This window comes from Pseudomonas citronellolis (genome assembly GCF_001586155.1).
GTDB classification, from domain to species: domain Bacteria; phylum Pseudomonadota; class Gammaproteobacteria; order Pseudomonadales; family Pseudomonadaceae; genus Pseudomonas; species Pseudomonas citronellolis.
The window spans coordinates 5,182,014-5,206,150 of the sequence record NZ_CP014158.1 but is presented as its reverse complement, the minus strand read 5'-3'; the positions used below and the strand labels follow the sequence as shown (position 1 = coordinate 5,206,150).

The window sequence follows — 24,137 nt, the reverse complement described above, 5'->3', positions numbered from 1 at the left end:
CGCCATGAGCCTCGCCAAGACGCCGCTGTACGACCTGCACCTGGAACTGGGTGCGAAGATGGTTCCCTTCGCCGGCTACGAGATGCCGGTGCAATATCCGCTGGGCGTGCTCAAGGAGCACCTGCACACCCGCGCCCGGGCCGGCCTGTTCGACGTGTCGCACATGGGCCAGCTGCGCCTGCGCGGCGCCGACGCCGCTGCTGCGCTGGAAAGCCTGGTGCCGGTGGACATCCTCGACCTGCCGCTCGGCCAGCAGCGCTACGCGCTGTTCACCAACGCCGAGGGCGGCATCCTCGACGACCTGATGGTGGCCAACGCCGGCGACCACCTGTTCCTGGTGGTCAACGCCGCCTGCAAGGACCAGGACCTGGCGCACCTGCGCCAGCACATCGGCGCGCGCTGCGAGATCGAGTCGCTGTTCGACAGCCACGCCCTGCTGGCCCTGCAAGGCCCGGCCGCGGCCGAGGTGCTGGCGCGCTTCGCCCCGGCGGTGAAGGACCTGACCTTCATGCAGGTGGCGAGCGTCGAGCTGCTGGGCGCGCAATGCAACGTCAGCCGCTCCGGCTACACCGGCGAGGACGGCTACGAGATTTCCGTGCCCGTGGCCCAGGCCGAAGCCCTGGCCCGCGCGCTGCTGGCCGAGGAAGAAGTGCAGCCGATCGGCCTTGGCGCGCGCGACTCGCTGCGCCTGGAAGCCGGCCTGTGCCTGTATGGCCACGACATGGACAGCGCCACCACCCCGGTGGAAGCGAGCCTGGGCTGGGCCATCTCCAAGGTGCGCCGCGCCGATGGCGAGCGTGCCGGTGGCTTCCCCGGCGCCGAGCGCATCTTCGCCCAGCAGCGCGAAGGCGTGGCCAGCAAGCGCGTCGGCCTGCTGCCGCAGGAGCGGGTGCCGGTGCGCGAGGGTGCGGAGATAGTCGACGCGCAAGGTGCGGTGATCGGCAAGGTCAGCAGCGGCGGCTTCGGCCCGAGCCTGGGCGCGCCGGTGGCCATGGGCTACGTGGCCAGCGCCCATGCCGCGCTGGACAGCGAAGTGTTCGCCATGGTGCGCGGCAAGCGCGTGCCGATGAAGGTGGCGCGCACGCCGTTCGTGCCGCAGCGGTATTACCGCGGTTGAGGAGCATTGCGGACGGAGTCCGCTCCTACGAAAAGCGGGGTAGGGCGTATGACCGTTCGCGGTTATACGCCGTAGTTCCGAGCGCCATGGTCATGCGGGTGCGAAATGAAGCGTCCGAACGGCGGATAACGCCGCAGGCGTTATGCGCCCTACGGTCGATGTGTCCGACCTCAAGGCTCTTTCGCGAAGATAAAAAAAGGCCGCTTTCCCCTGCCTGAGTTGAAGAAAGCGACCTGGAAGAACGGATGTTTCGGTGGGGTATTACATGAAGATCCGCGCGGAGCCTCTCAGCGCGCCGTGATCACCGATAGCTTGGTGATCCCGGCCTTTTCGATCGAGGCCATGGCCTTGGCCACCTGGCCGTAGTTCACGCCCTCGTCGGCCTGCAGCTGCACGCGCAGTTCAGGTTCCTTGGCCTTGGCGGCCTCCAGGCTGCCCTGCAGCAGCTCGGGCTGGATTTCGTCCTTGTTGATGAACCACTTGCCGGCGCCGTCGATGCTCACCACCAGCGGATCCTTCTGTTCCGGCGGGGCCACCGATTCGGTCTTGGGCAGGTTGATCGGGATGGCGTTGGTCAGCAGCGGCGCGGTGACGATGAACACCACCAGCAGCACCAGCATCACGTCCACCAGCGGGGTGACGTTGATCTCGGAAAGAACCTCGTCGCTGTCCTGGGTCGAGAAGGCCATGTCAGCTCGCCTCCTTCACGTTCTTGCCGGCCACCGGCTTGCGGGCCGTGGCGGGGTGCACGATGACGCGGAAGGCGCTCTTCTGGGCGAGGCTGTAGAAGTCGTGGGCGAAGTCGTCGAGGTCGGCCGCGGTGAGCTTCAGGCGGCGCAGGAAGTAGTTGTAGACCAGCACCGCGGGCACGGCGACGGCGATGCCCACGCCGGTGGCGATCAGTGCCGAGCCGATCGGGCCGGCCACGGTTTCCAGGCTCGCCGAGCCCGCGGCGCTGATGCCCTTGAGCGCTTCCATGATGCCCCACACGGTGCCGAACAGGCCGATGAAGGGCGAGGTGGAGCCGATCGAGGCGAGCACCGCCAAGCCCGATTCCAGGGAGCGGCGCTCGCGCTGGATCTGCTGGCGCAGGGCGCGTTCCAGGCGGTCCTGGTGGTTGATCGACTGGGCCAGGTCATGCTGGTTGCCGTCCGGCACCTGGATGGCGGCGAAGCCGGCCTGGGCCACGCGGGCGCCGGCGCCGGGCTGGCCGGCGGACTGCTCGCCGGCCGATTCGAGGCTGGTGGCGCCCCAGAACTGCTTCTGGAAGCGGCGGTCCTGGGACTTCTGCCGGCCGAACTGGATGCCCTTGACCAGGGCCAGGCTCCAGGTGAGGACGGAGAAGCCGGCCAGCAGCCAGATCACCGCGCCTTCGACGGATTCCACGGGGTTGAGGGGCAGACTCATGGGGTTCTCTCCTGTGCGAACGGGTCGCAGATCAATTCAGTTTGAAGTCGATGGGCACGCTGACCCAGCCGTCCTGGGCCACGTCGCCGCGTTTGGCGGGTACGAACTTCCAGCGCTGCACGGCCTTGATCGCCGCCTGGTCGAGGGCCTCGCGGCCGCTGGAGGTCTGCACCTGGATTTCGCTCGGGCCGCCGCTGGCCAGCACGTGGACGCGCAGCAGCACCGTGCCTTCCCAGCCGCGGCGCTGCGCCAGGGCCGGGTATTCCGGCGCCGGGTTGTGCAGGTAGCCGGCGTGGGCCGAGGGCGGCGTGACCGGGGCCGGCGCCGGTGGAGCCGGGGGCGCGGGCGGTGCCGGCGGGGTTTCCGCCTTGGGCGGCGCGGGCGGCTGTTCCACCGGCTTGGGTTTGGGCTTGGCCACCGGTTTCGGCTTGGGCTTGGGGATCGGCTTGGGCGGCGGCGGTTTCACCGCGTTCTCGTCCACCACGGGCGGCGGCGGTTCCTCCACCACCGGCGGCGTCGGCTCGGGTGGCGGCGGTTCCACCACCGGCGGGGTGGGAGCGCTGAATTCGATGGTCATGGGCGGTACCTGCGGCGGCACCTCGGGCAGCCTGGGCGTGGGCTGCTGGCTCAGCCAGTAGGCCACGGAGCCATGCAGGGTCAGGACCAGCAGGCCGAGCAGCAGCGCTTCGCGGCGGCCCAGCACACTGTGTTTCGCCGGCACGTGGCGCACCAGCTGCAGGGGCGGGCGCAGCGGCCGGCCCAGCTCGACCATATCGCCACCGGGCGCGTGGCGCAGGAGCGGGTCCTGCGCGACGGCGGGCTGGGGGTTGGCCATGGACGATCTCCTCGGGTTTCTAGCGAAAGCGCGGCACCGTGGAGGCACCGGGTACGGGCTGGATGATTGAGGGAACGCCTTAGCTATTAAAGTAATTGTTTGCCTTATTTAAATTTCCTTAAGGAATAAGTGATTCGTGCGGATCGCTGCAGGCGGCGTGGCACTAGGGCTTGGCCGATCCGCTGGAAGCCTTCATGCCTTTGCGGCATGAAAAATATGCCCGCAGGGCTGGGCGCCGAAGCCCGTTCCAGAGCCTTCGCGACAGGGCGTCGCCAGGTGCCCCGAAACCATCGCCGTTGCCGAGTTCCATACCCAGGCCCGCGCCAGCCCGCGGCCGCCTGGCGCTTGCCTCCCGGCGGCTTTCCCCGCAAGATCGCGCGCTCGCTTTCGCGGCGATGTAAAATCGCCCCCACAGCTGGTCGTACCCCCGCAGGTGCAGTGAAGACATGACGCAGATATCCGAACGCCTCCTGGTCCAGGCCCACCTCGCCGCCAAGCAGCCCCGTGTGCTGAGCGCGCAGGAAGAGGCCGAGTACCGCGCGGCCATCGCCGCCGAGCTGAAGGCGCAGAACGCCGTGCTGGTGGCGCACTACTATTGCGACCCGGTGATCCAGGCCCTGGCCGAGGAGACCGGCGGTTGCGTCTCCGACTCCCTGGAGATGGCCCGCTTCGGCAACCAGCACCCGGCGCAGACCGTGGTGGTGGCCGGAGTGCGCTTCATGGGCGAGACGGCGAAGATCCTCAACCCCGAGAAGCGCGTGCTGATGCCGACCCTCGAGGCCACCTGCTCGCTGGACCTGGGCTGCCCGGTGGAGGAGTTCTCGGCCTTCTGCGACCAGCACCCGGAACGCACCGTGGTGGTGTACGCGAACACCTCGGCGGCAGTGAAGGCGCGCGCCGACTGGGTGGTGACCTCCAGCTGCGCGGTGGAGATCGTCGAGCACCTGATGGACAACGGCGAGCCGATCCTCTGGGCCCCCGACCAGCACCTGGGCCGCTACATCCAGCGCGAGACCGGCGCCGACATGCTGCTCTGGGACGGCGCCTGCATCGTCCACGAGGAGTTCAAGGCCAAGCAGCTGGAAGACCTTAAGGCGCTGTACCCGGACGCGGCCATCCTGGTCCACCCGGAATCGCCTGAGGCGGTGGTAGAGCTGGCTGACGCGGTGGGTTCCACCAGCCAGTTGATCAAGGCCGCGCAGACCCTGCCGAACAAGCGCTTCATCGTCGCCACCGACCGCGGCATCTTCTACAAGATGCAGCAGCTGTGCCCGGACAAGGAGTTCATCGAGGCCCCCACCGCCGGCAACGGCGCGGCCTGCCGCAGCTGCGCGCACTGCCCGTGGATGGCCATGAACACCCTGGAGCGCACCCTGGCCTGCCTGAAGGAAGGCAGCGGCGAGATCTTCGTCGACCCGGCGCTGATCCCGCGGGCCATCCGCCCGCTCAAGCGCATGCTGGAGTTCACCCAGGCGGCGAGGCTGAAGGTGGCGGGCAACGCCTGAGCCTTCCAGCGGAGATGAAAAAGCCCGGCGATGCCGGGCTTTTCTTTTACTGTAGGAGCGGGCCCTGCCCGCGATTCGCGCGCAGGGCGCGCTCCTACAGGGGAATGGCGCGGGTGGGGCGGCGCGTAGGATCTTATCCGCGAATCGCGCCGGAACGTCCGGCTATCGCGGACAAGGTCCGCTCCTACGGGGGACGCCATGCCTCATGGTGAGTTGTAGGAGCGGGCCCTGCCCGCGATTCGCGCGCAGGGCGCGCTCCTACAGGGGAATGGCGCGGGTGGGGCGGCGTAAGCGGATCTCATCCGCGAATCGCGCCGGAACGTCCGGCTATCGCGGACAAGGTCCGCTCCTACGAAGAGCCCGCAATCGCTTCTACGACCGCGATCCGGCCGCCAGGCCGGTCAACCGCGCATCATCTCCTTGAGGATCTTCTCCTGCTCGCGGAACGCCTGCTGGCGCGCGTCCAGCTTGGCGGCCAGGGTGAAGTTGCCGCCGGCGCGGCGCTTGGCGAAGTCCAGCTGCTCGATGGCCGAGGGGTAGTCGCCGGTCAGCGCCAGGTACTCGGCGCGGGCCTGGTGCACGCCGATGGCGTTGCCGTCGATGGTGCGGGCGTCGGCCAGGCGGCTCCAGACGTCCGGGTCCAGCGGGCGGTCCTGGGTCAGCTTGATCAGGATCTTCTCGGCGTCGGCGGCCTTGTTCTGCTTGAGCAGGATGTCGGCCTGGGCCTGGACCAGCGGGTAGTTGCCGGGGTACTGGCCGAGCAGGCGCTGGACCCGGGCGAGAGCGTCGCCGAGCTTGTTCGAGGTGATGTCCAGGTCGACCTGGGCCAGGTTGTAGGCCACGTCGTTGGGCGCCTTGGCCAGCAGCGGCTGGAGGGTGGCGCGGGCGTCGTTGAGCTGGCCGACGCGGATCTGCGACAGCGCCAGGCCGTAGCGCGCGGCGTCGAGCTTGGGATTGTCGTCGAGCATGGCGCGGAAGCGCTTGCCGGCGATGCCCGGGGTTTCCTCGAAGAGCAGCTGTACGCGGGCGCGCATCTGCTGGTAGCGCAGCGAGTCTTCCTTGCCGCCCTGCGGGTACTGCTCGGCGCGGTTGCGGGTGTCGGCGATACGCGAGTCGGTCACCGGGTGGGTGAGCAGGAACTCCGGCGGCCTGGCGTCGTAGCGGTACTGCCGCGCCAGGCGCTCGAACATGGTCGGCATGGAGCGCGGGTCGTAGCCGGCGCGGACCATGTTGGTCACCCCGACGCGGTCGGCTTCCTGTTCGTTCTGCCGGGAGAAGCGCAGCTGGTTCTGGATCGCCGCCGCCTGGGTCGAGGCGATGGCGGCGATGCCGGCATCCCCGGCGCCCGCCGCCGCGGCCACGATGCCGGCGAGCATCGCCGCCATCACCGGCAGCTGCATCTGCTTCTGCGCTTCCAGGCCGCGGGCGAAGTGGCGCTGGATCAGGTGGCCGAGTTCGTGGGCCAGCACCGCGGCGTACTCGCCTTCGGTCTGGGCGTAGAGGAACAGGCCGCCGTTGACGCCGATGACGCCGCCGGGGGCGGCGAAGGCGTTGATCTGCGGGTCCTTGATCAGGATGAAGGCCAGGCGGTGGTCCTGCAGGTCGCTGGTTTCCGCCAGGCGGTAGACACTGCTTTCGACGAAGTCCTTGAGCTGGGTGTCGTTGATCGAGTCGACCTGGTTGCGCAGCATGCTCAGCCAGGCGCGGCCGAGCTGGAACTCCTGTTCCGGCGAGACGATGGACGAGCTGGCGTCGCCCAGGGCGGGCAGGTCGTCGGCCAGGGTGGGCATGGCCAACAGGCAGGCAAGCGACAGCAGGGCGGGGCGCAGTACTTTCATGTACAGGGAGCTCGTTCCGGGAAAGGCTCTACTTTAGCCGCAGGTCGTCGCCCATGCCTAGGTCGGGGCGGCGCCCGGCGGCCGTCTGTGCGAAGGCCGTCCAACCCTTGTAGGCCGCGCGCCTGAAGGATCGCTTAAGGCCGCGTGCATGCCGGCCCCTGGCGGCTTTTCCAACGGATTCGGTATTCTTGGGCGCCCATCTCGGAGTGCGTCGCCATGCCACCTGTCTCGTCCGCCGAAATTCCTTGTGACGCGGAACTGGACGCCAGCGGTCTCAATTGTCCCTTGCCCCTGCTCAAGGCCAAGCTGGAGCTCAACCGCCTGGCCAGTGGCCAGGTGCTCAAGGTGACGGCCACCGATGCCGGCTCGCAGCGCGATTTCCGCGCCTTCGCCCAGCTGGCCGGGCACCAGTTGCTGCATGAAGAGGTCGAAGACGGCCTGTACCGCTACTGGTTGCGCAAGAAGTAACCCGCCCCCGGACGCCCGGGACGGCGTCCTCATCGATCGCAGGAACCCCGATGCTCAAAGTTCTGCAAGGCTGGATGCAGCGCTACTTTTCCGACGAGGAAGCAGTGGTGCTGGCGGTCATCCTGGCCCTTGGCTTCACCGTCATCCTGGCCTTCGGCAGCATGCTCGCGCCGGTGCTCGCGGCCATGGTCATCGCCTTCCTGATCAAGGGCCTGCAGGGCCACCTGGAGCGCCTGCGGGTGCCGCGGCTGTTCGCCCTGTGGCTGGTCTACGCGCTGTTCCTGGGCATGCTCGCGCTGTTCCTGCTGGTGCTGGTGCCGCTGATCTGGAAGCAGCTGTTCACCCTGCTCAACGAGTTGCCGCGGATGTTCGGCGAATGGCAGTCGGTGCTGCTGATGCTGCCCGAGCGCTACCCGGCGATGGTCACCGAGGAGCAGGTGCTGCGCCTGATCGAGACCGCGCGCAACGAACTCGGCCAGCTCGGCCAGTGGGCGCTGACCTTCTCCCTGTCGGGCCTGCCGGTGCTGGTCAACGTGATGATCTACCTGGTGCTGGTGCCGATCCTGGTGTTCTTCTTCCTCAAGGACCGCCGGCGCTTCTACAACTGGTTCCGCAGCTACCTGCCGCGCGAGCGCGGGCTGATGAAGCAGGTGTGGGCGGAGATGGACAAGCAGATCGCCAACTACATCCGCGGCAAGGTGATCGAGATCATCATCACCGGCGGCGTCACCTACGTGGCCTTCGTCGCCCTGGGGCTGAACTACGCGGCGCTGCTGGCCCTGCTGGTCGGCCTGTCGGTGGTGGTGCCCTACATAGGCGCGGTGGTGGTGACCGTGCCGGTGGCGCTGATCGCGCTGTTCCAGTGGGGCTGGAGCGACCAGTTCATCTACCTGATGGTTGCCCACGCGATCATCCAGGCGCTGGATGGCAACGTGCTGGTGCCGCTGCTGTTCTCCGAGGCGGTGAACCTGCATCCGGTAGCGATCATTTGCGCGGTGCTGCTGTTCGGCGGGCTGTGGGGGTTCTGGGGGGTGTTCTTCGCCATTCCCCTGGCCACCCTGGTCAAGGCGGTGCTCGATGCCTGGCCGCGGCAGCCGGAGGCGCAGCCTCAGGTCAGTCCGATGATGTGAGCGTTTGGCTGAGCGGGGGAGCCCAGGCCGCTCCGTCCTACATCGCGGACGGAGTCCGCTCCTACAGTTACAGGGAAGCGCGGGCGTAGGAGCGGATTCCGTCCGCGATTGGATTCTCCGGCCGTGCCGGCCGCCCCGGTGGCACGAACAGCTCCCTCTCCTGGTGTGGAGAGGGATTTCCTGGCAGCGGGCTCAGGCCTTGGCCAGCTCCTGGGCAGCGGCAAGAACCTCGTCGACATGGCCAGGCACCTTGACCCCGCGCCACTCACGACGCAGCACGCCCTTGGCGTCGATCAGGAAGGTGCTGCGGTCCACGCCCATGTATTCCTTGCCGTAGAGCTTCTTCAGCTTGATCACGTCGAACAGCTGGCACAGCGCCTCGTCCTTGTCGCTGATCAGCTCGAAGGGGAAGCACTGCTTGGCCTTGAAGTTCTCATGGGACTTCAGGCCGTCGCGGGAGACGCCGAAGATCACGGTGTTGGCCTTGGCGAAGGCCTCGATCTTGTCGCGGAAGCCCTGGCCTTCGGTGGTGCAGCCCGGGGTGCTGTCCTTGGGGTAGAAGTACAGCACCACCTGCTGGCCTTTCAGGGCCGAGAGTTGCACCTGCTGGCCACTGGTGGCCGGGGCCTGGAAATCGGCGACGGGTTTGTCGAGTTCGACGGCCATGGAGCTCTCCTTGGAAATATCGGCCTTGGAAATACTGGCGACTTACGGGTGCTGCGGGCGCCAGGGTTCGATCAGCGCGTCCAGGTTCAGGGCGTCGGCGAAGTCGAGGAACTGGTCGCGCAGCCAGCTGATCTGGGTGCCGGCCGGCAGCGTCACGGTGATGGTGGCGTTGAGCATGCTGGTGTTGGTGTGCGGCGCCTGGTAGGTGTCGCAGGTCAGGTTCTCCAGCTCGATGTTGTGGTCGATGAAGAACTGGCACAGCTCGTTGAGGATGTCCGGGCGGTACACCGCGCTGACGTACGCCACGTAGGGCAGGGCCTGGGCGCGGGTGACGTGGGCGTTGCTGCGGGTCAGGCTGAGGGTGAAGGCATGGCGCTTGGCCAGCGCCGGCAGGCCGCCCTCGAGGCGGGCCAGGGCGTCCCAGCTGCCGGACACCTGGAGCACCAGCGCGCTGAACTCGCCGTGGCGGGTCAGGCGGCTGCTGACGACCGAGCAGCGGTTGTCCACGCAGGTGCGGCAGAGCACGCTGGTCAGCTCCATGGGGTTGGGCCCCAGGGCACTGATCAGCAGGAATTGTTCACGGGGGTGGGAGGCGGACATGCAGCTTTCCTGGGATGGGCGGCCAAGAGGGCCGCGTCGACAAAGGGGGAAGGGTAGCGAAAAGCGGCCGCCAGGGGAATGTCCGGCGTGCGCCGGGCGCCGCGCTCAGCTTGTGCAAGGCAGGTGGCACCAGTACCATTACGGCTTTCTTTTTCCGGCAGGAGCGGTTGCATGATTGCGGGCAGTATGGTGGCGCTGGTCACCCCCTTCGATGCTCAGGGTCGACTGGACTGGGACAGCCTCGCCAAGCTGGTGGACTTCCACCTGCAGGAAGGCACCAACGCCATAGTCGCCGTCGGCACCACCGGTGAATCGGCGACCCTCGACGTCGCCGAGCACCTGGAAGTCATCCGCCGCGTGGTCGACCAGGTCAAGGGCCGCATCCCGGTGATCGCCGGTACCGGCGCCAACTCCACTCGCGAGGCGGTCGAACTGACCGAAGCGGCCAAGAGCGGCGGCGCCGACGCTTGCCTGCTGGTCACCCCGTACTACAACAAGCCGACCCAGGAAGGCCTGTACCAGCACTTCCGCCACATCGCCGAAGCCGTGGCCATCCCGCAGATCCTCTACAACGTCCCCGGCCGCACCGCCTGCGACATGCTGCCGGAGACCATCGAGCGCCTGTCCAAGGTGCCGAACATCATCGGCATCAAGGAAGCCACCGGCGACCTGCAGCGCGGCAAGGAAGTGCTCGAGCGCGTCGGCAAGGACTTCCTGGTCTACTCCGGCGACGACGCCACCGCCGTCGAGCTGATGCTGATGGGCGGCAAGGGCAACATCTCGGTGACCGCCAACGTCGCCCCGCGCGCCATGAGCGAGCTGTGCGCCGCCGCCATGCGCGGTGACGCCGCCGCCGCGCGCGCCATCAATGACCGCCTGATGCCGCTGCACAAGGCGTTGTTCATCGAATCCAACCCCATTCCGGTGAAATGGGCCCTGCACGAGATGGGCCTGATCCCCGAGGGCATCCGCCTGCCCCTGACCTGGCTCAGCCCGCGTTGCCACGAGCCGCTGCGTCAGGCCATGCGCCAGACCGGCGTGCTGGCCTGAGGAGCATCGCATGAAGCGACTGGCAGGACTGACCGCGCTCGCCCTGGTCATCGGCAACACCTCCGGCTGCGGCTGGCTGTGGGGCAAGGATGGCTACTTCCGTGACCGCGGCACCGACTATCTGGATTCCCGGCAGACCGGGCCGATGAAGGTGCCCGAAGGGCTGCAGAGCAAGCAGCTCGACCCGCTGCTGCCGATTCCCATGAACATCGCCGACAGCCACGAGAAGGCGGGCGAGTTCGAAGTGCCGCGCCCGCTGCCCCTGGCCAACGCCGGCAGCTCCAGCGACTACAGCCTGCAGAAGAGCGGCGACTCGCGCTGGCTGATCGCTCAGCGCCCGCCGGCGGAAGTCTGGCCGGTGGCCCACCAGTTCTTCCAGGACAACGGCTTCTCCTTCGCCGACGAGCGTCCGCAGACCGGTGAGTTCTCCACCAACTGGCAGCCGCTGACGCAGCTCTCCGCGCCCCTGGCCCGCCGCCTGGGCAGCCGCGTCGCCGGCGTCGACCCCAGCAGCGAGGCGCGCGTGCGCGTGCGCATCGAGCCGGGCGTGCAGACCAACACCAGCGAAGTCTACGTCCTCAGCGAAACCCGTCCGGCCGGCAGCAGCGCCAGCGCCGACTGGCCGGGCAAGCCGGTGGTCCCGGCGCTGGACGCCGCGCTGCTCGACGAAATGCTCGCCAACATGTCCACCAGCGCCGAGAAGGGCGGTTCGGTGTCCCTGCTGGCCGCGCACTCCACCTACGACACCCCCGGCAGCGTGACCCTGGAGAAGGACGGTAACGGCAACCCGATGCTGACCCTCGACTCCGACTTCGACCGCGCCTGGGTCAGCGTCGGCCGCGCCCTGGAACGCGCCGACATCCGCGTCGACGACCTCAACCGCAGCCTGGGCGTTTACTACGTGAACGTCGCCGAGGGCGCGAAGAAGCTCGAGGAAGCGAAGAAGCCCGGCTTCTTCAGCCGCCTGTTCGGCGCCAGCGAAGAGAAGGCCAAGGCCGAGGAAGACGCCAAGGCGCAGCGCTACCAGGTGCGCCTGACCACCGTGAGCAACACGGTGCAGGTCACCCTCGACAAGGACATCAACACCTCCGCGCCGACCGACGTCGCGCAGAGCGTCCTGGAAAAACTTCAAGAGAGCATGCGCAATGCGTTTCGCGGTACTGGGGAGCGGAAGCCGGGGCAATTCGGCCTTGGTGAGCAGTTCTGACACCCGGGTACTGATCGATTGCGGCTTTGCGCTGCGTGAAACCATCAAGCGTCTGGCTCGCCTGGGTGTGCACCCCGGCGAGCTGGACGCCATCCTGGTGACCCACGAGCATTCCGATCATGTCCACGGCGTCGAGCTGCTGGCCCGGCACTACGGCATTCCCGTGTACCTCAGTGACGGCACCCTGCGCGGGCTGCGCAAGCCGCTGCAGCCGGCGGGCCTGCTCAAGGCCGGCCAGCGCCTGGAGCTGAAGGGCCTGGAAGTGACCGCGGTGGGCGTGGCCCACGATGCCCGCGAGCCCCTGCAATACGTGATTTCCGATGGCCGGCGGCGTTTCGGCCAGCTCACCGACCTGGGCAGCGTCACCGCCGAGGTGCTGGAATGCTATCGTGGCCTGGATGCCCTGGTAGTGGAGGCCAACCACGACAGCGACATGCTGGCGCGCGGCCCCTATCCCTACCCGCTGAAGGTCCGCGTGGGCGGCCAGTGGGGACACCTGAACAACCGTCAGTCCGCGCAGTTCGTCGCGGAACTGGGCTGGGAAGGGCTGCAGCACCTGGTGCTGGCCCACCTCAGCGAAAAGAACAACACGCCGCAGCTGGCCCGGCAATGTTTCGTCGACACCCTCGGGTGCGACCCGGACTGGCTGCAGGTAGCCGATCAGCATTCGGGGCTGGACTGGCGCGAAATCGCCTGACCCCCTACCAACCTAGCAAGCGGAGCCCATCATGGAAAAACGCGAAGAACTCTATCGCGGCAAGGCCAAATCGGTTTACACCACCGACGACCCCGACCGCCTCGTCCTGCTGTTCCGCAACGACACCTCGGCGTTCGACGGCAAGCGCATCGAACAGCTGGACCGCAAGGGCATGGTGAACAACAAGTTCAACGCCTTCATCATGCAGAAGCTGGAAGCGGCGGGCATCCCGACCCAGTTCGACAAGCTGCTGGCCGACAACGAAGTGCTGGTGAAGAAGCTGGCGATGATCCCGGTCGAGTGCGTGGTGCGCAACTACGCCGCCGGCAGCCTGGTGCGCCGCCTGGGCGTGGAAGAGGGCCTGCAGCTCAACCCGCCGACCTTCGAGCTGTTCCTGAAGAACGACGCCCTGGGCGACCCCTTCATCAACGAATCCCACGTCCAGGCCTTCGGCTGGGCGACCCTGGAACAGCTGGCGCAGATGAAGGCCTACTCCTTCAAGGTCAACGAAGTGCTGAGCAAGCTGTTCGACGACGCCGGCCTGCTGCTGGTGGACTTCAAGCTGGAATTCGGCGTGTTCCACGGCCAGATCGTCCTCGGCGACGAATTCAGCCCCGACGGCTGCCGCCTGTGGGACAAGGAAACCCGCAAGAAGATGGACAAGGACCGCTTCCGCCAGGGCCTGGGCGGTGTGATCGAGGCCTACGAGGAAGTGGCGCAGCGCCTGGGCGTACCGCTCTGACCTGTTCCAGGCGCGCAAGCATCTGATAGCACGCGAAAATTTCTCAAAAGAAGGCTTCGCGTTCGCCGATCAAGCTGATATGATGCGCGCCGCACGGAGAGATGCCGGAGTGGTCGAACGGGACGGATTCGAAATCCGTTGAGTCAGCAATGGCTCCTAGGGTTCAAATCCCTATCTCTCCGCCATATACAAGGGCTCCAGAGGTTTACGCTTCTGGAGCCCTTTTCTTTTGGGGGAATTTTGGGGGAATGACTTTGCGTGACATTCCCCCATTCCCCCACTAGAGTTCGCCGCATGGCGTACTACGAAAAGCGCGGCAGCGCCTGGCGGGCGCAGATTCGCCGCAAAGGACACCCCACTCTTTCTGCAACCTTCGATACCAAGGCCGAGGCCCAGCGCTGGGCGGCCGAGATCGAAGGTGATATGTCGCGCTCGCGCTTCGTCGATACCAGAGCAGCCATGCGGACCACGCTCGGCAAAGCCCTGAGGCAGTATCAGGAGGAGGTTACCGAGCACAAGAAAGGCGCCGACCAGGAGCGTGTTCGGATCAAGCGCTGGCTTGAGCACCCGCTCGCCGACAAGGCGCTTGGAGAAATCACCCCCTCCGACCTGGCCGAGTACCGCGATGAACGATTCAAGGCTGGCGCTTCGCCTGCTACCGTTCGTCTGAACCTGGCCATTATCAGCCACCTCTACACCGTGGCGGCGAAGGAATGGCGACTGGAAGGGCTGACCAATCCCTGCAAGAACCTGCGCATGCCAAAGGGCAGCAAGGCACGGGAGCGACGACCGACCACTGTTGAGCTAAGGAAGCTCTACGAGGAAGCGGCGAAGCTCCACCCTGAATTGCCCGTGATTATCGAGTTGGCGGCCGACACGGCAATGCGCCGCTCAGAACTGCTTCTGCTGCGTCGCGAGCAGATCCGCGACAAGGTGGCGATCCTGGAGGACACGAAGAACGGCGAGCGTCGGTCTGTGCCGCTGTCCTCCCGCGCACGCGAGCTGCTCAAGTCCCTGCCGGCGCGGATTGACGGCAAGGTGTTCAGCCTGGCGCCGAACACCGTCAGCAACTACTTCCCCAGGGCTTGCGAGGCCGCAGGAGTGAAGGACCTCACCTTCCACGACTTGCGCCACGAAGCCACGTCCCGCCTATTCGAACGGGGCTTCTCGATGATGGAGGTTGCTGCGATCACCGGCCACAAGACGCTGGCCATGCTCAAACGCTACACCCACCTTTCCCCGCACGATCTGGCAGACAAGCTCGGCTAGCCTATCTTCAGCAGCCGCGGCGGATCACGCCGTGGCCGACCAACCTTCGGAGCCTTGTGCTCTCCCGCCTCGTATTCGCGCAGGAACTTGCGCACCGTCTCCAGCCTCCAGCACACCCGAACCCCCTGTTTGAAGTACGGCGGAAGCCAATCCGGACGCGCCTGGATTGCGCTGCGGATAGACGATTCGGTCCTCCCGAGCAGCCTGGCCACCTCCGGGATATGGATGATTTCTGGTTCCATGGGCAATACCTCATCGCGCCGCTGGTGCGGCGATGGTGGAATGGTGATCAGAACTTGGGCTGCAGGTAGAACCAGCGACCGCGGATGAACTCGGCGCGCTCAGCCCGGGACGGCCACCGCTGGCCGATGGCACCGCACTTGCTGCAGCGAATATGCAGGGGTGTGGAGAAGATCCAGACGTGACGATTTGGAGGGCAGGGTGGATCGCTCATTCCATCTGCCTCCCGATCTCGGCCGCGGCACGGGTGATGGCTCTGCGCATAGCTGCGCGCTTATCGCCATCATGCTTCTCGACAACCTCATGCAACCACGCTGAATGCGGAGACCAACTTGCAGCGCAGGCCAGTTCGCCGGTGGACGTGCAGAGCTGGAGATCAACAGCCAGCCGAAACGCTTCGGAGTCGCTGATCAGCGGGTTCCAGTAGTAGTCGAGCCCAGGCCGGTAGATACCGGTGTGGATGCCGTTCTCGCTTTCGAAGAACTTCCCTTCGATGCCGACCGCCCTGGCCGCCAGTTCCAGCAGTTCACGGTCGCTCATCTCTCGCCTCCTTCCAGGGCTGCGTCGAAACCAATCCGAACTGCGCTGTAGGCCATGCTGCGGACCTCCCATAATGCATCTGGCACTCCCGGGCCGGTGCTCTTGTCGTGTGCGAAGTCACCTATGCGAGCCAGCATCTCGTTGGCTTCGTCGAAGGCCTCCTGCAGGCGTTCCAGGCGCTCAATCAGCCCGAGGATGGCTTGAGGGTTGGCGGCGGCGATGAACTGGCCAAGCGGTGAGCTCATGGCGTCTGCGTTGAAGGAAGAACCAAGGGCCCGCTCCGCCAGGTCCTTCAGCTTGTTGGTGTCGGTCATGGCTGCTTCACCTCGATTCCGGCTTGCTGGAGGGCTTCGACTACCTCGGAGTGATGCGGGAACTCCCAGTCCGGCAGCTCCACCCTCGGAGCCGCGCGGCTGGCTTGCCAGGCGGTCCAGGCAAGCTCTGTGTCAGCCATGATGTAGCCACCAGCAGGGACACGGCGACCCCCGAAGAACATCATCGCTTCAGGCGCTCTCGTGATGGATACGCACCGGCTGGTCGCCCAAGCTTCAAACTCTTCTCGAATGTCAGGCACAGTTCTGCCTCCCATATGGGTGTGCGGTTAAGGGGATATGAGCCGGCTATGAGCTTCTATGAGCCGGCGTGGTTAGCGCTGGAGGAGGGCGCGGAGTTCGTGCAGGCCTTCTTCGATTGCCCGCTTGGTGCGCTCATTGAGCTCCCGCGCCTGAGGGTGTGGGATGCGCCAGGTTTTCTCGATGTCTTCGAGGAGGCGGCGCGGCACCAGCACCTGGTCGGCGGGGATGGCGCGCCGGTTCCAGTCCTCCTGCAGAGTTTTCAGCCCCTGAGCGGTTTGCGCGTAGGTGTAGTCGTGTCCGCTGAGCGGGCACAGATCGTTCTCGGGATGAGCGACCCGGTACCAGTCACGCGCAATGACAAGGAACTCCAAGGCATCCCCGCAGAACGGACAGAGCTTCAGCTCAGGCATGACCGTCTCCCTCCTTCGTTCGACGCCACTCGATAACGTCTGCTCCCATGTCCTCGGCTATGAATCGCTTCATGCTGAAACCCCAAGTCAAATAACCACCACTTTCCTCGCAGCCAACCAGAATCGATCCGCAACTTAGCTTTAGGTCGACCTTGCCCGTCAGCATGTCGGAGAAATCATCTGGCTCAGCTATCATCCAGCCTCCGAGCACTTCCTCTGCGCGCGCTAGGACATCAGGAATCTCAAATTCACGAGAGAGGCCAACCAAGCAGGCCAGGTGGCGAATTCCCATTTCCCATCGATCCTTCCGAACAACTGCGCCGTCATCGCGAATTTCATAATCCTCGGCATTAGCATCCATAAACTCGGGACGGCGGAAATCTCGTTCAGTGGCTTGGCGCATTGACGTCCTCCTTCCCCTCGTCGAGCAGGGCGCGCAGCGCTTCTAGCGTCACTTCAAGCTCCATGACTGCGCTGTTGTTGTCGCCGATCTCGATGAACTCAACGCCGGACACCATGAAGTTAGAGGCACGATCTGAGAGCTTCTGTGCGGACTTCAGCAGATCACGCAACAGCCTTTCACTCACCGTCTGGCCGTTGAGACGCGCCAGTTCGTTGAGGCAGGCGTTCCATCCGTGGACTTCTCCGCACGCCTCGTGATCTTCGACGCATGGGTGCATTGGCATAGGCGGGAACTCCATGCGCTCCGGCATAACCACCACCCTTGCGCGCAGGGCTGCGACTTCCTCCCTTAGCGCCTGGGCCTCGGCTTCTAGGCGCTCTATGTCAGCCTTCGCGAGGATGCACTGCCCGCGCTCTTCCAGCTTTGCCATGTACAGCTCAGCGAAGCGGGTCGCCATTGCGTCGATATCAGTCATCGCGACCTCCCTGAGCCTGCTCGGCTTCAGTCGCTGGTGTGCCGCCTTTGGCGCGAATGGCTGCCTCAAGCGCTGACATCAAGTCATCTTCTGCCTCGCGTCCACCGACGATCATTCCGCCGAATGGCGTGATGATGCCGTCGGCGAAATAGCGGCTGTGTTTGACCCAAATTGAAAGCGGCGGCACCGGCGACCCGGTGGAGTCGCGGACCTCTTCGCTGTGCCCGTTGAACGATATGCTCCAGTCCTCGTCCACCTTGTGCTCCCAGCACCCTGGGAGGTCCTTAATCGACGCCTGCCCACAGAGTGTGCCGAGCTGGCAGCAGAGGATGAAGGTCGCGCAAATGTCATTCATCACTCACCTCCCTGCGCCGGAGCGGCGGCACGGTCAAGGCGTTCGATCTCGGCCAGGATCAGTGCGGCAGCGCGCACCAGGTTCTCGCGCGCCGACTTGGGCTTCCACCACTCCTTGTCCCAGGGCCAGAACAGTGCCGAGCCATTCCGAATGCCGTCCGGCCAGTCCGTGCCGATGCCACCGGCATGGAGCGCGTAACAGCTGGCCGCCCGGGCGATCTGTCCCCGGGTGGCCATGTCGTCGTGGCCTGCGTCGAAGCCCTTGGATTCAACCTGCCGGCGGCGCTCGGCTGCCACGTCGCGCCAGGCGGCGATGTCCGGCTCGTACTTAGCCAGTTCCAACTCCAGCTTCTCGATGCGGGCGCAGCTGAGGAGATGGAAGTCCACCAGTTCACTGATGGCCTGCTGCTTGCTCTTGCGCTCGAAGCGCTTGATCAGGCTGCTGCGGTCGCCGCCGCTCACCACTTCGAAGACGGCCATCACTCACCCCCCTTCGCCGGCGCGCCGGCAAGCAACGTCTTGGCTGCTTCGATTGCCGCGAATGCCTTGTTGTAAACGTGGACCGAAGGTGCTCGGGTTTGCACCAGGGCCCCGCACTCAAAGAGCAGGTGATCTGCCCATTCGACAGCCTCGCGCACTTCCTCCGGCACCTGCCCAGCCTGGGCGACCGGGGCGGCGTAGAGCATCGTTCCGATGGGCAGGTTGCGAGTGATGATGTCGCTCGTGCCGTCAGCGCTGAACGTCTCTTCCGAGACTGCTGCCACTGGCGCTTGCTTCTCCAACTCGGCCAGGCGAGACAGAACGGCGTCGCGTTCTTTTGCGAAGTGTTCGGCCCTTCGGGTTTGGTATTCAGCCTGCGATTCAGCCCCGTCAATCTTCTCCCGCAGCGCCCCGACGATGCGCTCGTGCTGGGCGACGGTCATCAGCTCGACAAGCACCTCCCCATCGGTGACCAGTGCTGCCTGAAGGCGCTCAATTGCGGGATTGACGGTAACAATATCGTTGTCGCCAAGCTCCCCGCCATCGAACACTCCGCCTAGAACGAGCACAGCCATCACCTCCGGCCGCTCCAGTTCCGGCGCCGGGGTTTCGTCGAGGAACAGGTCGTCGATTGACGTGGCGTTCGGATTGATTCCCGCTCCTGGGCCGAGCGCGTCTCTGGTGAGGCGCTCGGCGTTGTCGTCGAACGATTGATCGTCCAGATCCGGCGCCGAGGGGGGTTGCGCCCGGGCGGCGCGGGCCATCCAGCCGCGCTCCATGTCGCCAACGCAACCTGCGGGCTTCTCACGCTCAAGCCAGCTTTCGAACTCGGCGTACTCGTCCAGGTCCCCCTGCGCGCCCTCTGCCTGCTGCGAGGCGAGGATTTGCTGAGCCATCCAGATTTCGTTCCCGGTGATGTAGACCTGGGTGAAATCCCCTTTGATGGCCTTCCCGCTGTAGAGGCCGGCGATGTGACGGATCAGTTCCATTGCCATGGTCATGGTTTCGTCCTCGTATGCTTGGCCACGAACTCAGTCGCTTCAACGCAGAGTTCATGGGCTATCGGTGAGGCGCTGCGGTCCGCATAGACCTTCAGGCGCCGGATCAGATCGAGAGCCTGCTCGTGGAACAGGGCTTCCTCAAGCTGGGCCTGGTAATGCGCGTGCGGGTTCGCGATCAGCTCGGTGATACCGCGCTGAACGGCTGATTCGTCGAGGGGCATGGGGTGTCCTCGCGCCGTAGTGGCGCAATGGCAGGGAGTGGGGTAGGTCAGGCGGACTTCTTGTCGCCGCTGAGCTTGGCAAGCTCCTTGGCACGTCTGCGAGCGAAGGTCAGGCAATCAGCGAGAGCCCCCCTTTGAAGTGAGCAGTCCTGCGGAAGTATTCCAGCGCTTCATCGGCAACCTGGAAGGAGATGCGCGAGTTGAAGCCCTCAGCCTGCAATTGCTGGTCGATCTGCTTCTTCAGGAATTCGTGCGTGCTCATGACTCTATCCACCTGTTATCGCCGTCGTAGTAGCCGGCCCATCCGGGAATGCTGAAGCGAAGGGTTCCAGGGCTGCAGAGCCATGCCTTGTGCAACGGGCCTCCATGCATCGGCCACGCTTTCTTGTGCGCGAACAGCCGGCGCCTCGCCTGGAATCTCTTGCGGCGCAGGTCGATACCCTTGATGCGAGGGATTGTTGTGAGCTTCATGATTTCTCCAGACAAAGCTCCGCCTAAGCGCTACTGCTTATGGCGTGTAAGGGATGGGGTGGGGTGGCTTAAGTGATGCGTGACAAGGTGGCGTGACTAATAGCTGGTCAGCTCGGCCAGTGATTCGTCGTCGAGTCGGTCAGAGCCATGGATCAGGCGTTGAATCACGTCCTGCGGCTTGTCGATTCCAAGCCTTGCCATGGTGCGAATCAGTGCCATGTCAGTGGCCTTGAACAGGTCCAGACTGATGCGGCGGGAGAGGAGGCGCGCCAGGCGTTCGGCCTCCTTCAGTTTGTCGCGTTCTCTCTGTTCGGCTTTGCGTTCGGCTGCTGTCTTGGCAGTCATGCGGCCACCATTTGCTGATCCCAGGCACCTACGGCATCAAACACGCGCGCGGCCTGGTCTTCGTCGAGCGAGACGGCGGAGGGAATGGCGATCCAGCCGGATGCTACCAGGTGGTTCGGATTGCACTCATCGACCAGGGCCTTGTAGGTGGCCTCGATTGCATCGGTGAGGTGCGCCGCCAGGTAGATGCCCTGCGGCGCGATCTCGACCGACTTGATGTAGCGCTGGCCGCGTTGGTCGATGCAGAAGGCGCTGATGTAGATGGTCCATCTGTGGGCGATATCGCAGATAGCGTCGGCGATCTGCCTACCCGGCGGGATGGACTTGCAGTTCTTCCAGTTGACCATGCCCTGACGGCCGCTCGGGTCGAGGTTGACCACTGCGACGTGGTTCGATCTGAGCAGCGCGCGGCAGGATCGCTCCATGCGATGACGCATGTTGTTCGGCTTCCGCTTGCTCATGGCGCATCTCCGCAGAACTTGTCCGCGACGTCCTTGATCGTCCTAGTCCGGAAAGTGATCTGGTTTTCGTTGGCAATGCGGCGGGCGTAGTTGTAGGAGATGCCCATGGCCTTGGCGGATGCCTGGATCGACATTCCATCCGCCGCCATCTTGCGAAGCTCTCGAGACTTCTGATCTCTGGTGAGCTGCGCTGCCTTCTTGTGACCCTCGATGGCCAGGCTCATGTCGCTACTGCGCGCCTTGGCCGACAGCTTCTTCTCGTGAGCCCGACGCTCAGGGTGAGAGATGGCATGGTTGAAGGTGGGTGAGTCCTCGAAGCCAGATACCCCGTCAGGGATCTGTTGAATCTCGCCGCCGTGCGCCAAGAACTCTTCGATTAGTCCGGCCAGTTCATCTCGACGATCTTTCAGCGGATGACGTGTGCGGTAGTAGATGGGGATCATACTCATGCTGCCTTCTCCCGTAGCTTGGCCTCGTACTGGTCGACCAGCAGCTTGAACTGCCACAGGTCTTCCTCCAGGGCCTCGATGTAGTCGTCGTCGCGCTTGAACTCCTGCCACCAGAGCTGACGGCCTACAGGCTCCAGTGCAGGACAGTACATGCCGACGTGCCAGAACTTGCGGCCCGTGATCCACATGCAGCCTTGCACCTGGTCCATGATCCCGCTGGCGTCGTTGTCGATGTGGAAGGCGCGGAGCTTCTCGGGGGCCAGGAAGCACTTGTACTCGCTGCCCCCGTCCTCGCCGATCAGGCCGTCGGCACTGGCACCAAAACATCCATCGTCGGTGGTCACGAACCCTGCACGCTGTATAAAGAGGCCGGTCTGTATCTCATGCTCCATTCGGGCCTGAGGTTCGAGCTCGTTGCCTCGGCGCATTTGCCAGGTTTCAAAACCGCCATCCAGAGGCTCTCCACTGATGCGCTCAACGGCGAGCCTGAATGCATAGTCCAGGGCGGCAGCAGTCGGTTTCCCCTTGCTTGGTCCAGTCTTCAGCTTCGCCCGTGCGTCACCGAACATACTGGCGGTGATTACTCCAGCCCGCGCCGAATGCCAGCGTTCCGAGCCTTGATCGCATTCGATGAGGATCATGCTGTTTCACCCTCGATGGTGTTGGCCTCTTGCGCCTTGAAGAACTCGTTGCGCTTCTCGATGCAGGCCTTGAATTTGCTGTAGGCCGCCATATCGCCGGCCTTCTTAATCTCGGCTAGTCCCTGGGTCCATACGGACCTGAGCGCTTCGGCGGATACGGCCTCGACAGCTAGAGAAATCCACTTCTCGGACAGATCACTGTCCGGCTGCCGGTTGAGGGAGGCCAGCCCCTCGTTTCCCTCTGTATTGAGGTAGTGGATGGCCTGCTCCAGGCGCTCGGTCTTCGGCCAGAACTTGTAGGCACGCTTGACGCAGGTCTTCTTAGCCATCTCGCCTGGATCAGTGACCCAGGGGCACGACTTCTTCTTCTCGATCCATGCCTTCCAGGCGCTCGACCGGTCGCGAATCTTATTCACGTCGTCGATGCTCATGGTCTCGGTCAGGTAGTCACCGTCTGCGGTCTTCACCACCACGTACACGCCAACTACATCACCGCGATCCTTGGCGAATGGCTGGTAGGAGTGAGAAGGAGGCTTGTCGAAGCCGTTCAGCGCAAAGCTATCGCCGCTATAGACTAATTCGGCCTGCGCCCACCGGATCGCACCGGTTGCCATGGCGAGATCCATCAGCCCGATATAGCTGATGTCCAGGCAGATCTTCTTGTCCCGAGGAACCAGATAGGCCTGTTTCTTGGCAGGGTTCAGGCTGATGCCGATGGCGGCGATGTTGGTGATCGCATCGACGACAGACTGCCGATTGCTCTTCGCGATACCGATGCTGTAGTCATTCGCCGCGATGGCCTGGATGGCGAAGCCGGCCTCGCGCTCGAAGTTCAGGGTTCTGTCGGTCAGGACGCTGGCGAACGAGTCGCGGGCGCCATAGATGTCCTGCTCGATGAGGGCAAGGTCGTTGGCCATGGTGAACCTCAGTAATTGATCGTGATGTGAGGAACCTTGCGCTGAGCGATCAGGGTGATCGCCTGCTTGGCGCATTCCTCGGGCATGCCGCCGGCGATCAGAGCCGCCAGGGCTTCATTGTTGATGGCTTTCTTGTGGGCCTTGTCGGCTTCGCGGGCAGCGGTCTCGCGTTCGATGCGGGCCTGCTCGTCGGCCTGGCGTTGGCGTTCAGCCGCAGCGGCTGCCTCGACGCGGGCCTGAGCATCACGCTCTGCCTGTTCGGCGCGGCGCTGAGCCTCCACCTTCTCGCGTTCGGCGTGCTCGGCCTGCAGCTTCAGCTCCAATTCACGGCGCTCAGCAGCAGCCTTGGCTTCTGCTTCGCGGCGAGTGGCGGCGTCGCGCTCTTCCTGGGCGCGGCGTTCGGCGGCCAGTCGTTCGGCTTCAGCCGCTTCCCGGGCAATGCGCTCCTCGCGCTCTTTCTGCTCGCGTGCCGCTGCTTCGGCGCGCAGGCGCTCCAGTTCGGCCTGCTCGGCTTCTTGCCGTTCACGCTTGACCAAGGCTTCGCGAAGGGTGGAGAGGCTGGATGCCTTTATCCGATGTGCCTCGGCTTCGAATTCCTCGTAGCGCGCATCGATGACGTGCGCTTCAAGGTTGTCGATCGATGCCTTGATATCCGCCGCCGACATGTCGGTTAAATCGGTATCAGCCAGCCGGCTTACCTGGGCCTGGATGCGAGCTACCCGTGCCGCCTCAGCCTCTTCCCACTCGGTCAGCGGTCGGCGCACCTCATCCTTCCAGGCATCCAGCAGATCGCGCATACGCTTGCGCTCGGCGTCGATCTTCTTCGGGACTTCCTTCAGCTCAGCCACCAGGTCTTTGCCGATGTTGTCGAGCGCAGTCTTGGAGCGGGCAACCTTGTGGGCGATCGAGGCGATTGCCTCACGACCCTTGCGAGTGCTCACGTCGGGCGCAAAGGAGTCTATCTCGGCGCGAATCTGCTGCAGGTAAGGGTCAAGGCCATTCTCGGCGCTGTAGACCTGCAGGGCGTTTTCCTTGGGTACCAAGGCAATTTCGGTTGCTGCGTTCATAGGGAGTCCTTGCCGCGCATCGCGCAGCCAGTTGAAAGAAGGGAGGCGCTTACGGCGCCACTCGGCCAAGTCGCACGGGCGTAGAAAAGGGCGCTCCGGGCCTTGGCTGCCGGGGTTAACTCACCGGGCACTCACCGGCTGATCCCGTTTCGGATATCAGGACTACCCGCCCGCCGAACTCGGGTACGTAATGGGCTGTTCGATGGTGTGCCGGCCAGTGATCGCGTCGGCGAACTCGATGGCTTTGAAGAAGATCAGCATGGAGACGACGGCGAGGATCAGGCCGTTCTGGAGGGCTTTGCGCATCACGGCTGTGCCTCCAACTGCAGAAGACGTTGGCCTAACTCAATCCGTGATTTGACCTGCTCGCGCGGGATTTCGGTCGCTTCCGATATCTGCGTTAGCGATAGTCCGTCGCGGTACAGGCGTGCGGCACGTTTAGCCACAGCGTGTGCGCGCTTTGCTGAAGCTTTACCGGCCATCGCACACCTCGCACACCCAGCGCCCAGCCTGCTTGAACGGCGAGCGCCGGAAGACGGGCAAAGAAAAGCCCTGG

At 64.7% G+C, this 24,137-nt stretch carries 34 protein-coding genes and 1 tRNA gene; 10 read left to right on the top strand and 25 right to left on the bottom strand.

The window, feature by feature from the left end; translation table 11 throughout:
- The first annotated feature begins 4 nt into the window (after positions 1-4).
- Positions 5-1,117, top strand: a complete 1,113-nt coding sequence (gcvT, locus tag PcP3B5_RS22845; protein WP_043271116.1) for a glycine cleavage system aminomethyltransferase GcvT — start codon at positions 5-7, stop codon at positions 1,115-1,117.
- 287 nt (positions 1,118-1,404) lie between these two features.
- On the opposite strand, the gene PcP3B5_RS22840 is transcribed toward gcvT, so the two are convergent.
- Genes PcP3B5_RS22840 through PcP3B5_RS22830 form a run of 3 tightly spaced genes read right to left on the bottom strand, consistent with a single transcriptional unit; the run spans position 1,405 to position 3,359 of the window.
- The gene (locus PcP3B5_RS22840) at positions 1,405-1,806 is read right to left on the bottom strand and encodes an ExbD/TolR family protein (protein WP_009616955.1); all 402 of its coding nucleotides are present in this window, start codon (positions 1,804-1,806) and stop codon (positions 1,405-1,407) included.
- Position 1,807: 1 nt separating this feature from the next.
- Positions 1,808-2,524, bottom strand: a complete 717-nt coding sequence (locus tag PcP3B5_RS22835) for a MotA/TolQ/ExbB proton channel family protein (protein ID WP_043271114.1) — start codon at positions 2,522-2,524, stop codon at positions 1,808-1,810.
- A 31-nt stretch (positions 2,525-2,555) separates the two neighbouring features.
- Positions 2,556-3,359: an energy transducer TonB gene (locus tag PcP3B5_RS22830; protein ID WP_009616957.1), complete on the bottom strand. Its 804-nt coding sequence runs from the start codon at positions 3,357-3,359 to the stop codon at positions 2,556-2,558.
- A gap of 446 nt (positions 3,360-3,805) precedes the next feature.
- Between PcP3B5_RS22830 and nadA the strand changes: the two genes are divergently transcribed.
- Complete coding sequence (gene nadA / locus PcP3B5_RS22825) at positions 3,806-4,864, top strand: quinolinate synthase NadA (RefSeq protein WP_009616958.1); 1,059 nt, start codon at positions 3,806-3,808, stop codon at positions 4,862-4,864.
- A gap of 401 nt (positions 4,865-5,265) precedes the next feature.
- On the opposite strand, the gene PcP3B5_RS22820 is transcribed toward nadA, so the two are convergent.
- A complete protein-coding gene (locus tag PcP3B5_RS22820) occupies positions 5,266-6,702 on the bottom strand; it encodes a M48 family metalloprotease (protein ID WP_009620617.1) in 1,437 nt (478 codons plus the stop codon).
- A gap of 216 nt (positions 6,703-6,918) precedes the next feature.
- Between PcP3B5_RS22820 and PcP3B5_RS22815 the strand changes: the two genes are divergently transcribed.
- Positions 6,919-7,170, top strand: a complete 252-nt coding sequence (locus PcP3B5_RS22815; RefSeq protein WP_009620615.1) for a sulfurtransferase TusA family protein — start codon at positions 6,919-6,921, stop codon at positions 7,168-7,170.
- Positions 7,171-7,220: 50 nt separating this feature from the next.
- Positions 7,221-8,300 (top strand): AI-2E family transporter, encoded by a 1,080-nt coding sequence (locus PcP3B5_RS22810; RefSeq protein WP_061562497.1) that lies wholly within the window; start codon positions 7,221-7,223, stop codon positions 8,298-8,300.
- 192 nt (positions 8,301-8,492) lie between these two features.
- On the opposite strand, the gene PcP3B5_RS22805 is transcribed toward PcP3B5_RS22810, so the two are convergent.
- Together PcP3B5_RS22805 and PcP3B5_RS22800 are read right to left on the bottom strand one after the other, a co-directional pair.
- Positions 8,493-8,966: a peroxiredoxin gene (locus tag PcP3B5_RS22805; RefSeq protein ID WP_009620610.1), complete on the bottom strand. Its 474-nt coding sequence runs from the start codon at positions 8,964-8,966 to the stop codon at positions 8,493-8,495.
- A gap of 42 nt (positions 8,967-9,008) precedes the next feature.
- Complete coding sequence (locus PcP3B5_RS22800; protein WP_043271112.1) at positions 9,009-9,566, bottom strand: glycine cleavage system transcriptional repressor; 558 nt, start codon at positions 9,564-9,566, stop codon at positions 9,009-9,011.
- A gap of 171 nt (positions 9,567-9,737) precedes the next feature.
- Between PcP3B5_RS22800 and dapA the strand changes: the two genes are divergently transcribed.
- The 6 genes from dapA to PcP3B5_RS22770 all read left to right on the top strand — a co-directional run bounded on the left by dapA (position 9,738) and on the right by PcP3B5_RS22770 (position 14,531).
- Positions 9,738-10,616, top strand: coding sequence for a 4-hydroxy-tetrahydrodipicolinate synthase (gene dapA / locus PcP3B5_RS22795; protein ID WP_043271110.1), 879 nt, complete (start codon positions 9,738-9,740; stop codon positions 10,614-10,616).
- A 10-nt stretch (positions 10,617-10,626) separates the two neighbouring features.
- Positions 10,627-11,823, top strand: coding sequence for an outer membrane protein assembly factor BamC (bamC, locus tag PcP3B5_RS22790; protein WP_043271108.1), 1,197 nt, complete (start codon positions 10,627-10,629; stop codon positions 11,821-11,823).
- Entirely contained in the window at positions 11,762-12,520 is a 759-nt protein-coding gene (locus tag PcP3B5_RS22785; RefSeq protein WP_043271106.1) for an MBL fold metallo-hydrolase, read from the top strand. The genes bamC and PcP3B5_RS22785 overlap by 62 nt, the downstream gene beginning before the upstream one ends.
- A gap of 31 nt (positions 12,521-12,551) precedes the next feature.
- A complete protein-coding gene (purC, locus tag PcP3B5_RS22780; RefSeq protein ID WP_009620599.1) occupies positions 12,552-13,262 on the top strand; it encodes a phosphoribosylaminoimidazolesuccinocarboxamide synthase in 711 nt (236 codons plus the stop codon).
- 95 nt (positions 13,263-13,357) lie between these two features.
- A tRNA-Ser gene (locus PcP3B5_RS22775) sits at positions 13,358-13,447 on the top strand.
- Positions 13,448-13,556: 109 nt separating this feature from the next.
- Positions 13,557-14,531, top strand: a complete 975-nt coding sequence (locus tag PcP3B5_RS22770; RefSeq protein WP_061562496.1) for a tyrosine-type recombinase/integrase — start codon at positions 13,557-13,559, stop codon at positions 14,529-14,531.
- On the opposite strand, the gene PcP3B5_RS22765 is transcribed toward PcP3B5_RS22770, so the two are convergent.
- The 19 genes from PcP3B5_RS22765 to PcP3B5_RS31910 form a co-directional block, all read right to left on the bottom strand.
- On the bottom strand, positions 14,528-14,773 hold the full coding sequence (locus PcP3B5_RS22765) for a hypothetical protein (protein WP_057380215.1): 246 nt from the start codon (positions 14,771-14,773) through the stop codon (positions 14,528-14,530). The two genes, PcP3B5_RS22770 and PcP3B5_RS22765, sit on opposite strands and share 4 nt — an antisense overlap.
- 208 nt (positions 14,774-14,981) lie before the next feature.
- Entirely contained in the window at positions 14,982-15,311 is a 330-nt protein-coding gene (locus PcP3B5_RS22760; protein ID WP_061562495.1) for a hypothetical protein, read from the bottom strand.
- A complete protein-coding gene (locus tag PcP3B5_RS22755; protein ID WP_061562494.1) occupies positions 15,308-15,625 on the bottom strand; it encodes a hypothetical protein in 318 nt (105 codons plus the stop codon). Before PcP3B5_RS22755 ends, PcP3B5_RS22760 begins: the two co-directional genes overlap by 4 nt.
- Positions 15,622-15,900 (bottom strand): phiTE_015 family protein, encoded by a 279-nt coding sequence (locus PcP3B5_RS32720; protein ID WP_476726660.1) that lies wholly within the window; start codon positions 15,898-15,900, stop codon positions 15,622-15,624. The genes PcP3B5_RS22755 and PcP3B5_RS32720 overlap by 4 nt, the downstream gene beginning before the upstream one ends.
- A gap of 57 nt (positions 15,901-15,957) precedes the next feature.
- Positions 15,958-16,296 carry a hypothetical protein gene (locus tag PcP3B5_RS22745; RefSeq protein ID WP_061562492.1) on the bottom strand — a complete coding sequence of 113 codons (339 nt, stop codon included), beginning with the start codon at positions 16,294-16,296 and terminating at the stop codon, positions 15,958-15,960.
- The gene (locus tag PcP3B5_RS32065; protein WP_070065511.1) at positions 16,289-16,699 is read right to left on the bottom strand and encodes a hypothetical protein; all 411 of its coding nucleotides are present in this window, start codon (positions 16,697-16,699) and stop codon (positions 16,289-16,291) included. The genes PcP3B5_RS22745 and PcP3B5_RS32065 overlap by 8 nt, the downstream gene beginning before the upstream one ends.
- Positions 16,683-17,174: a hypothetical protein gene (locus tag PcP3B5_RS22735; protein WP_061562491.1), complete on the bottom strand. Its 492-nt coding sequence runs from the start codon at positions 17,172-17,174 to the stop codon at positions 16,683-16,685. The genes PcP3B5_RS32065 and PcP3B5_RS22735 overlap by 17 nt, the downstream gene beginning before the upstream one ends.
- Positions 17,167-17,529: a hypothetical protein gene (locus tag PcP3B5_RS22730; RefSeq protein WP_061562490.1), complete on the bottom strand. Its 363-nt coding sequence runs from the start codon at positions 17,527-17,529 to the stop codon at positions 17,167-17,169. Before PcP3B5_RS22730 ends, PcP3B5_RS22735 begins: the two co-directional genes overlap by 8 nt.
- On the bottom strand, positions 17,529-18,008 hold the full coding sequence (locus tag PcP3B5_RS32260) for a hypothetical protein (RefSeq protein ID WP_237143060.1): 480 nt from the start codon (positions 18,006-18,008) through the stop codon (positions 17,529-17,531). The genes PcP3B5_RS22730 and PcP3B5_RS32260 overlap by 1 nt, the downstream gene beginning before the upstream one ends.
- On the bottom strand, positions 18,008-19,009 hold the full coding sequence (locus tag PcP3B5_RS22720) for a hypothetical protein (protein WP_061562489.1): 1,002 nt from the start codon (positions 19,007-19,009) through the stop codon (positions 18,008-18,010). Before PcP3B5_RS22720 ends, PcP3B5_RS32260 begins: the two co-directional genes overlap by 1 nt.
- The gene (locus tag PcP3B5_RS22715) at positions 19,006-19,230 is read right to left on the bottom strand and encodes a hypothetical protein (protein WP_061562488.1); all 225 of its coding nucleotides are present in this window, start codon (positions 19,228-19,230) and stop codon (positions 19,006-19,008) included. The genes PcP3B5_RS22720 and PcP3B5_RS22715 overlap by 4 nt, the downstream gene beginning before the upstream one ends.
- 109 nt (positions 19,231-19,339) lie before the next feature.
- Positions 19,340-19,492, bottom strand: coding sequence for a hypothetical protein (locus tag PcP3B5_RS22710; RefSeq protein ID WP_237143059.1), 153 nt, complete (start codon positions 19,490-19,492; stop codon positions 19,340-19,342).
- 305 nt (positions 19,493-19,797) lie between these two features.
- Positions 19,798-20,046, bottom strand: coding sequence for a hypothetical protein (locus PcP3B5_RS22700; protein WP_061562486.1), 249 nt, complete (start codon positions 20,044-20,046; stop codon positions 19,798-19,800).
- Positions 20,043-20,507, bottom strand: a complete 465-nt coding sequence (locus tag PcP3B5_RS22695) for a hypothetical protein (RefSeq protein ID WP_061562485.1) — start codon at positions 20,505-20,507, stop codon at positions 20,043-20,045. The genes PcP3B5_RS22700 and PcP3B5_RS22695 overlap by 4 nt, the downstream gene beginning before the upstream one ends.
- A complete protein-coding gene (locus tag PcP3B5_RS22690; protein WP_061562484.1) occupies positions 20,504-20,956 on the bottom strand; it encodes a hypothetical protein in 453 nt (150 codons plus the stop codon). The genes PcP3B5_RS22695 and PcP3B5_RS22690 overlap by 4 nt, the downstream gene beginning before the upstream one ends.
- Positions 20,953-21,597 (bottom strand): lambda exonuclease family protein, encoded by a 645-nt coding sequence (locus PcP3B5_RS22685; RefSeq protein ID WP_061562483.1) that lies wholly within the window; start codon positions 21,595-21,597, stop codon positions 20,953-20,955. The genes PcP3B5_RS22690 and PcP3B5_RS22685 overlap by 4 nt, the downstream gene beginning before the upstream one ends.
- Positions 21,594-22,514, bottom strand: coding sequence for a recombinase RecT (locus PcP3B5_RS22680; protein ID WP_061562482.1), 921 nt, complete (start codon positions 22,512-22,514; stop codon positions 21,594-21,596). Before PcP3B5_RS22680 ends, PcP3B5_RS22685 begins: the two co-directional genes overlap by 4 nt.
- 8 nt (positions 22,515-22,522) lie before the next feature.
- Positions 22,523-23,581 carry a coiled-coil domain-containing protein gene (locus PcP3B5_RS22675; RefSeq protein WP_061562481.1) on the bottom strand — a complete coding sequence of 353 codons (1,059 nt, stop codon included), beginning with the start codon at positions 23,579-23,581 and terminating at the stop codon, positions 22,523-22,525.
- A gap of 162 nt (positions 23,582-23,743) precedes the next feature.
- A complete protein-coding gene (locus PcP3B5_RS31910) occupies positions 23,744-23,887 on the bottom strand; it encodes a hypothetical protein (RefSeq protein WP_162493535.1) in 144 nt (47 codons plus the stop codon).
- Between the last annotated feature and the right edge of the window lie 250 nt (positions 23,888-24,137).

What these genes read in the sequence shown, in the direction of transcription:
- gcvT (WP_043271116.1), top strand. Translation starts at nt 5, where the DNA reads ATGAGCCTCGCCAAGACGCCGCTGTACGACCTGCACCTGGAACTGGGT.
- PcP3B5_RS22840 (WP_009616955.1), bottom strand. Translation starts at nt 1,806, where the DNA reads ATGGCCTTCTCGACCCAGGACAGCGACGAGGTTCTTTCCGAGATCAAC.
- PcP3B5_RS22835 (WP_043271114.1), bottom strand. Translation starts at nt 2,524, where the DNA reads ATGAGTCTGCCCCTCAACCCCGTGGAATCCGTCGAAGGCGCGGTGATC.
- PcP3B5_RS22830 (WP_009616957.1), bottom strand. Translation starts at nt 3,359, where the DNA reads ATGGCCAACCCCCAGCCCGCCGTCGCGCAGGACCCGCTCCTGCGCCAC.
- nadA (WP_009616958.1), top strand. Translation starts at nt 3,806, where the DNA reads ATGACGCAGATATCCGAACGCCTCCTGGTCCAGGCCCACCTCGCCGCC.
- PcP3B5_RS22820 (WP_009620617.1), bottom strand. Translation starts at nt 6,702, where the DNA reads ATGAAAGTACTGCGCCCCGCCCTGCTGTCGCTTGCCTGCCTGTTGGCC.
- PcP3B5_RS22815 (WP_009620615.1), top strand. Translation starts at nt 6,919, where the DNA reads ATGCCACCTGTCTCGTCCGCCGAAATTCCTTGTGACGCGGAACTGGAC.
- PcP3B5_RS22810 (WP_061562497.1), top strand. Translation starts at nt 7,221, where the DNA reads ATGCTCAAAGTTCTGCAAGGCTGGATGCAGCGCTACTTTTCCGACGAG.
- PcP3B5_RS22805 (WP_009620610.1), bottom strand. Translation starts at nt 8,966, where the DNA reads ATGGCCGTCGAACTCGACAAACCCGTCGCCGATTTCCAGGCCCCGGCC.
- PcP3B5_RS22800 (WP_043271112.1), bottom strand. Translation starts at nt 9,566, where the DNA reads ATGTCCGCCTCCCACCCCCGTGAACAATTCCTGCTGATCAGTGCCCTG.
- dapA (WP_043271110.1), top strand. Translation starts at nt 9,738, where the DNA reads ATGATTGCGGGCAGTATGGTGGCGCTGGTCACCCCCTTCGATGCTCAG.
- bamC (WP_043271108.1), top strand. Translation starts at nt 10,627, where the DNA reads ATGAAGCGACTGGCAGGACTGACCGCGCTCGCCCTGGTCATCGGCAAC.
- PcP3B5_RS22785 (WP_043271106.1), top strand. Translation starts at nt 11,762, where the DNA reads ATGCGTTTCGCGGTACTGGGGAGCGGAAGCCGGGGCAATTCGGCCTTG.
- purC (WP_009620599.1), top strand. Translation starts at nt 12,552, where the DNA reads ATGGAAAAACGCGAAGAACTCTATCGCGGCAAGGCCAAATCGGTTTAC.
- PcP3B5_RS22770 (WP_061562496.1), top strand. Translation starts at nt 13,557, where the DNA reads ATGGCGTACTACGAAAAGCGCGGCAGCGCCTGGCGGGCGCAGATTCGC.
- PcP3B5_RS22765 (WP_057380215.1), bottom strand. Translation starts at nt 14,773, where the DNA reads ATGGAACCAGAAATCATCCATATCCCGGAGGTGGCCAGGCTGCTCGGG.
- PcP3B5_RS22760 (WP_061562495.1), bottom strand. Translation starts at nt 15,311, where the DNA reads ATGAGCGACCGTGAACTGCTGGAACTGGCGGCCAGGGCGGTCGGCATC.
- PcP3B5_RS22755 (WP_061562494.1), bottom strand. Translation starts at nt 15,625, where the DNA reads ATGACCGACACCAACAAGCTGAAGGACCTGGCGGAGCGGGCCCTTGGT.
- PcP3B5_RS32720 (WP_476726660.1), bottom strand. Translation starts at nt 15,900, where the DNA reads ATGGGAGGCAGAACTGTGCCTGACATTCGAGAAGAGTTTGAAGCTTGG.
- PcP3B5_RS22745 (WP_061562492.1), bottom strand. Translation starts at nt 16,296, where the DNA reads ATGCCTGAGCTGAAGCTCTGTCCGTTCTGCGGGGATGCCTTGGAGTTC.
- PcP3B5_RS32065 (WP_070065511.1), bottom strand. Translation starts at nt 16,699, where the DNA reads ATGCGCCAAGCCACTGAACGAGATTTCCGCCGTCCCGAGTTTATGGAT.
- PcP3B5_RS22735 (WP_061562491.1), bottom strand. Translation starts at nt 17,174, where the DNA reads ATGACTGATATCGACGCAATGGCGACCCGCTTCGCTGAGCTGTACATG.
- PcP3B5_RS22730 (WP_061562490.1), bottom strand. Translation starts at nt 17,529, where the DNA reads ATGAATGACATTTGCGCGACCTTCATCCTCTGCTGCCAGCTCGGCACA.
- PcP3B5_RS32260 (WP_237143060.1), bottom strand. Translation starts at nt 18,008, where the DNA reads ATGGCCGTCTTCGAAGTGGTGAGCGGCGGCGACCGCAGCAGCCTGATC.
- PcP3B5_RS22720 (WP_061562489.1), bottom strand. Translation starts at nt 19,009, where the DNA reads ATGACCATGGCAATGGAACTGATCCGTCACATCGCCGGCCTCTACAGC.
- PcP3B5_RS22715 (WP_061562488.1), bottom strand. Translation starts at nt 19,230, where the DNA reads ATGCCCCTCGACGAATCAGCCGTTCAGCGCGGTATCACCGAGCTGATC.
- PcP3B5_RS22710 (WP_237143059.1), bottom strand. Translation starts at nt 19,492, where the DNA reads ATGAGCACGCACGAATTCCTGAAGAAGCAGATCGACCAGCAATTGCAG.
- PcP3B5_RS22700 (WP_061562486.1), bottom strand. Translation starts at nt 20,046, where the DNA reads ATGACTGCCAAGACAGCAGCCGAACGCAAAGCCGAACAGAGAGAACGC.
- PcP3B5_RS22695 (WP_061562485.1), bottom strand. Translation starts at nt 20,507, where the DNA reads ATGAGCAAGCGGAAGCCGAACAACATGCGTCATCGCATGGAGCGATCC.
- PcP3B5_RS22690 (WP_061562484.1), bottom strand. Translation starts at nt 20,956, where the DNA reads ATGAGTATGATCCCCATCTACTACCGCACACGTCATCCGCTGAAAGAT.
- PcP3B5_RS22685 (WP_061562483.1), bottom strand. Translation starts at nt 21,597, where the DNA reads ATGATCCTCATCGAATGCGATCAAGGCTCGGAACGCTGGCATTCGGCG.
- PcP3B5_RS22680 (WP_061562482.1), bottom strand. Translation starts at nt 22,514, where the DNA reads ATGGCCAACGACCTTGCCCTCATCGAGCAGGACATCTATGGCGCCCGC.
- PcP3B5_RS22675 (WP_061562481.1), bottom strand. Translation starts at nt 23,581, where the DNA reads ATGAACGCAGCAACCGAAATTGCCTTGGTACCCAAGGAAAACGCCCTG.
- PcP3B5_RS31910 (WP_162493535.1), bottom strand. Translation starts at nt 23,887, where the DNA reads ATGCGCAAAGCCCTCCAGAACGGCCTGATCCTCGCCGTCGTCTCCATG.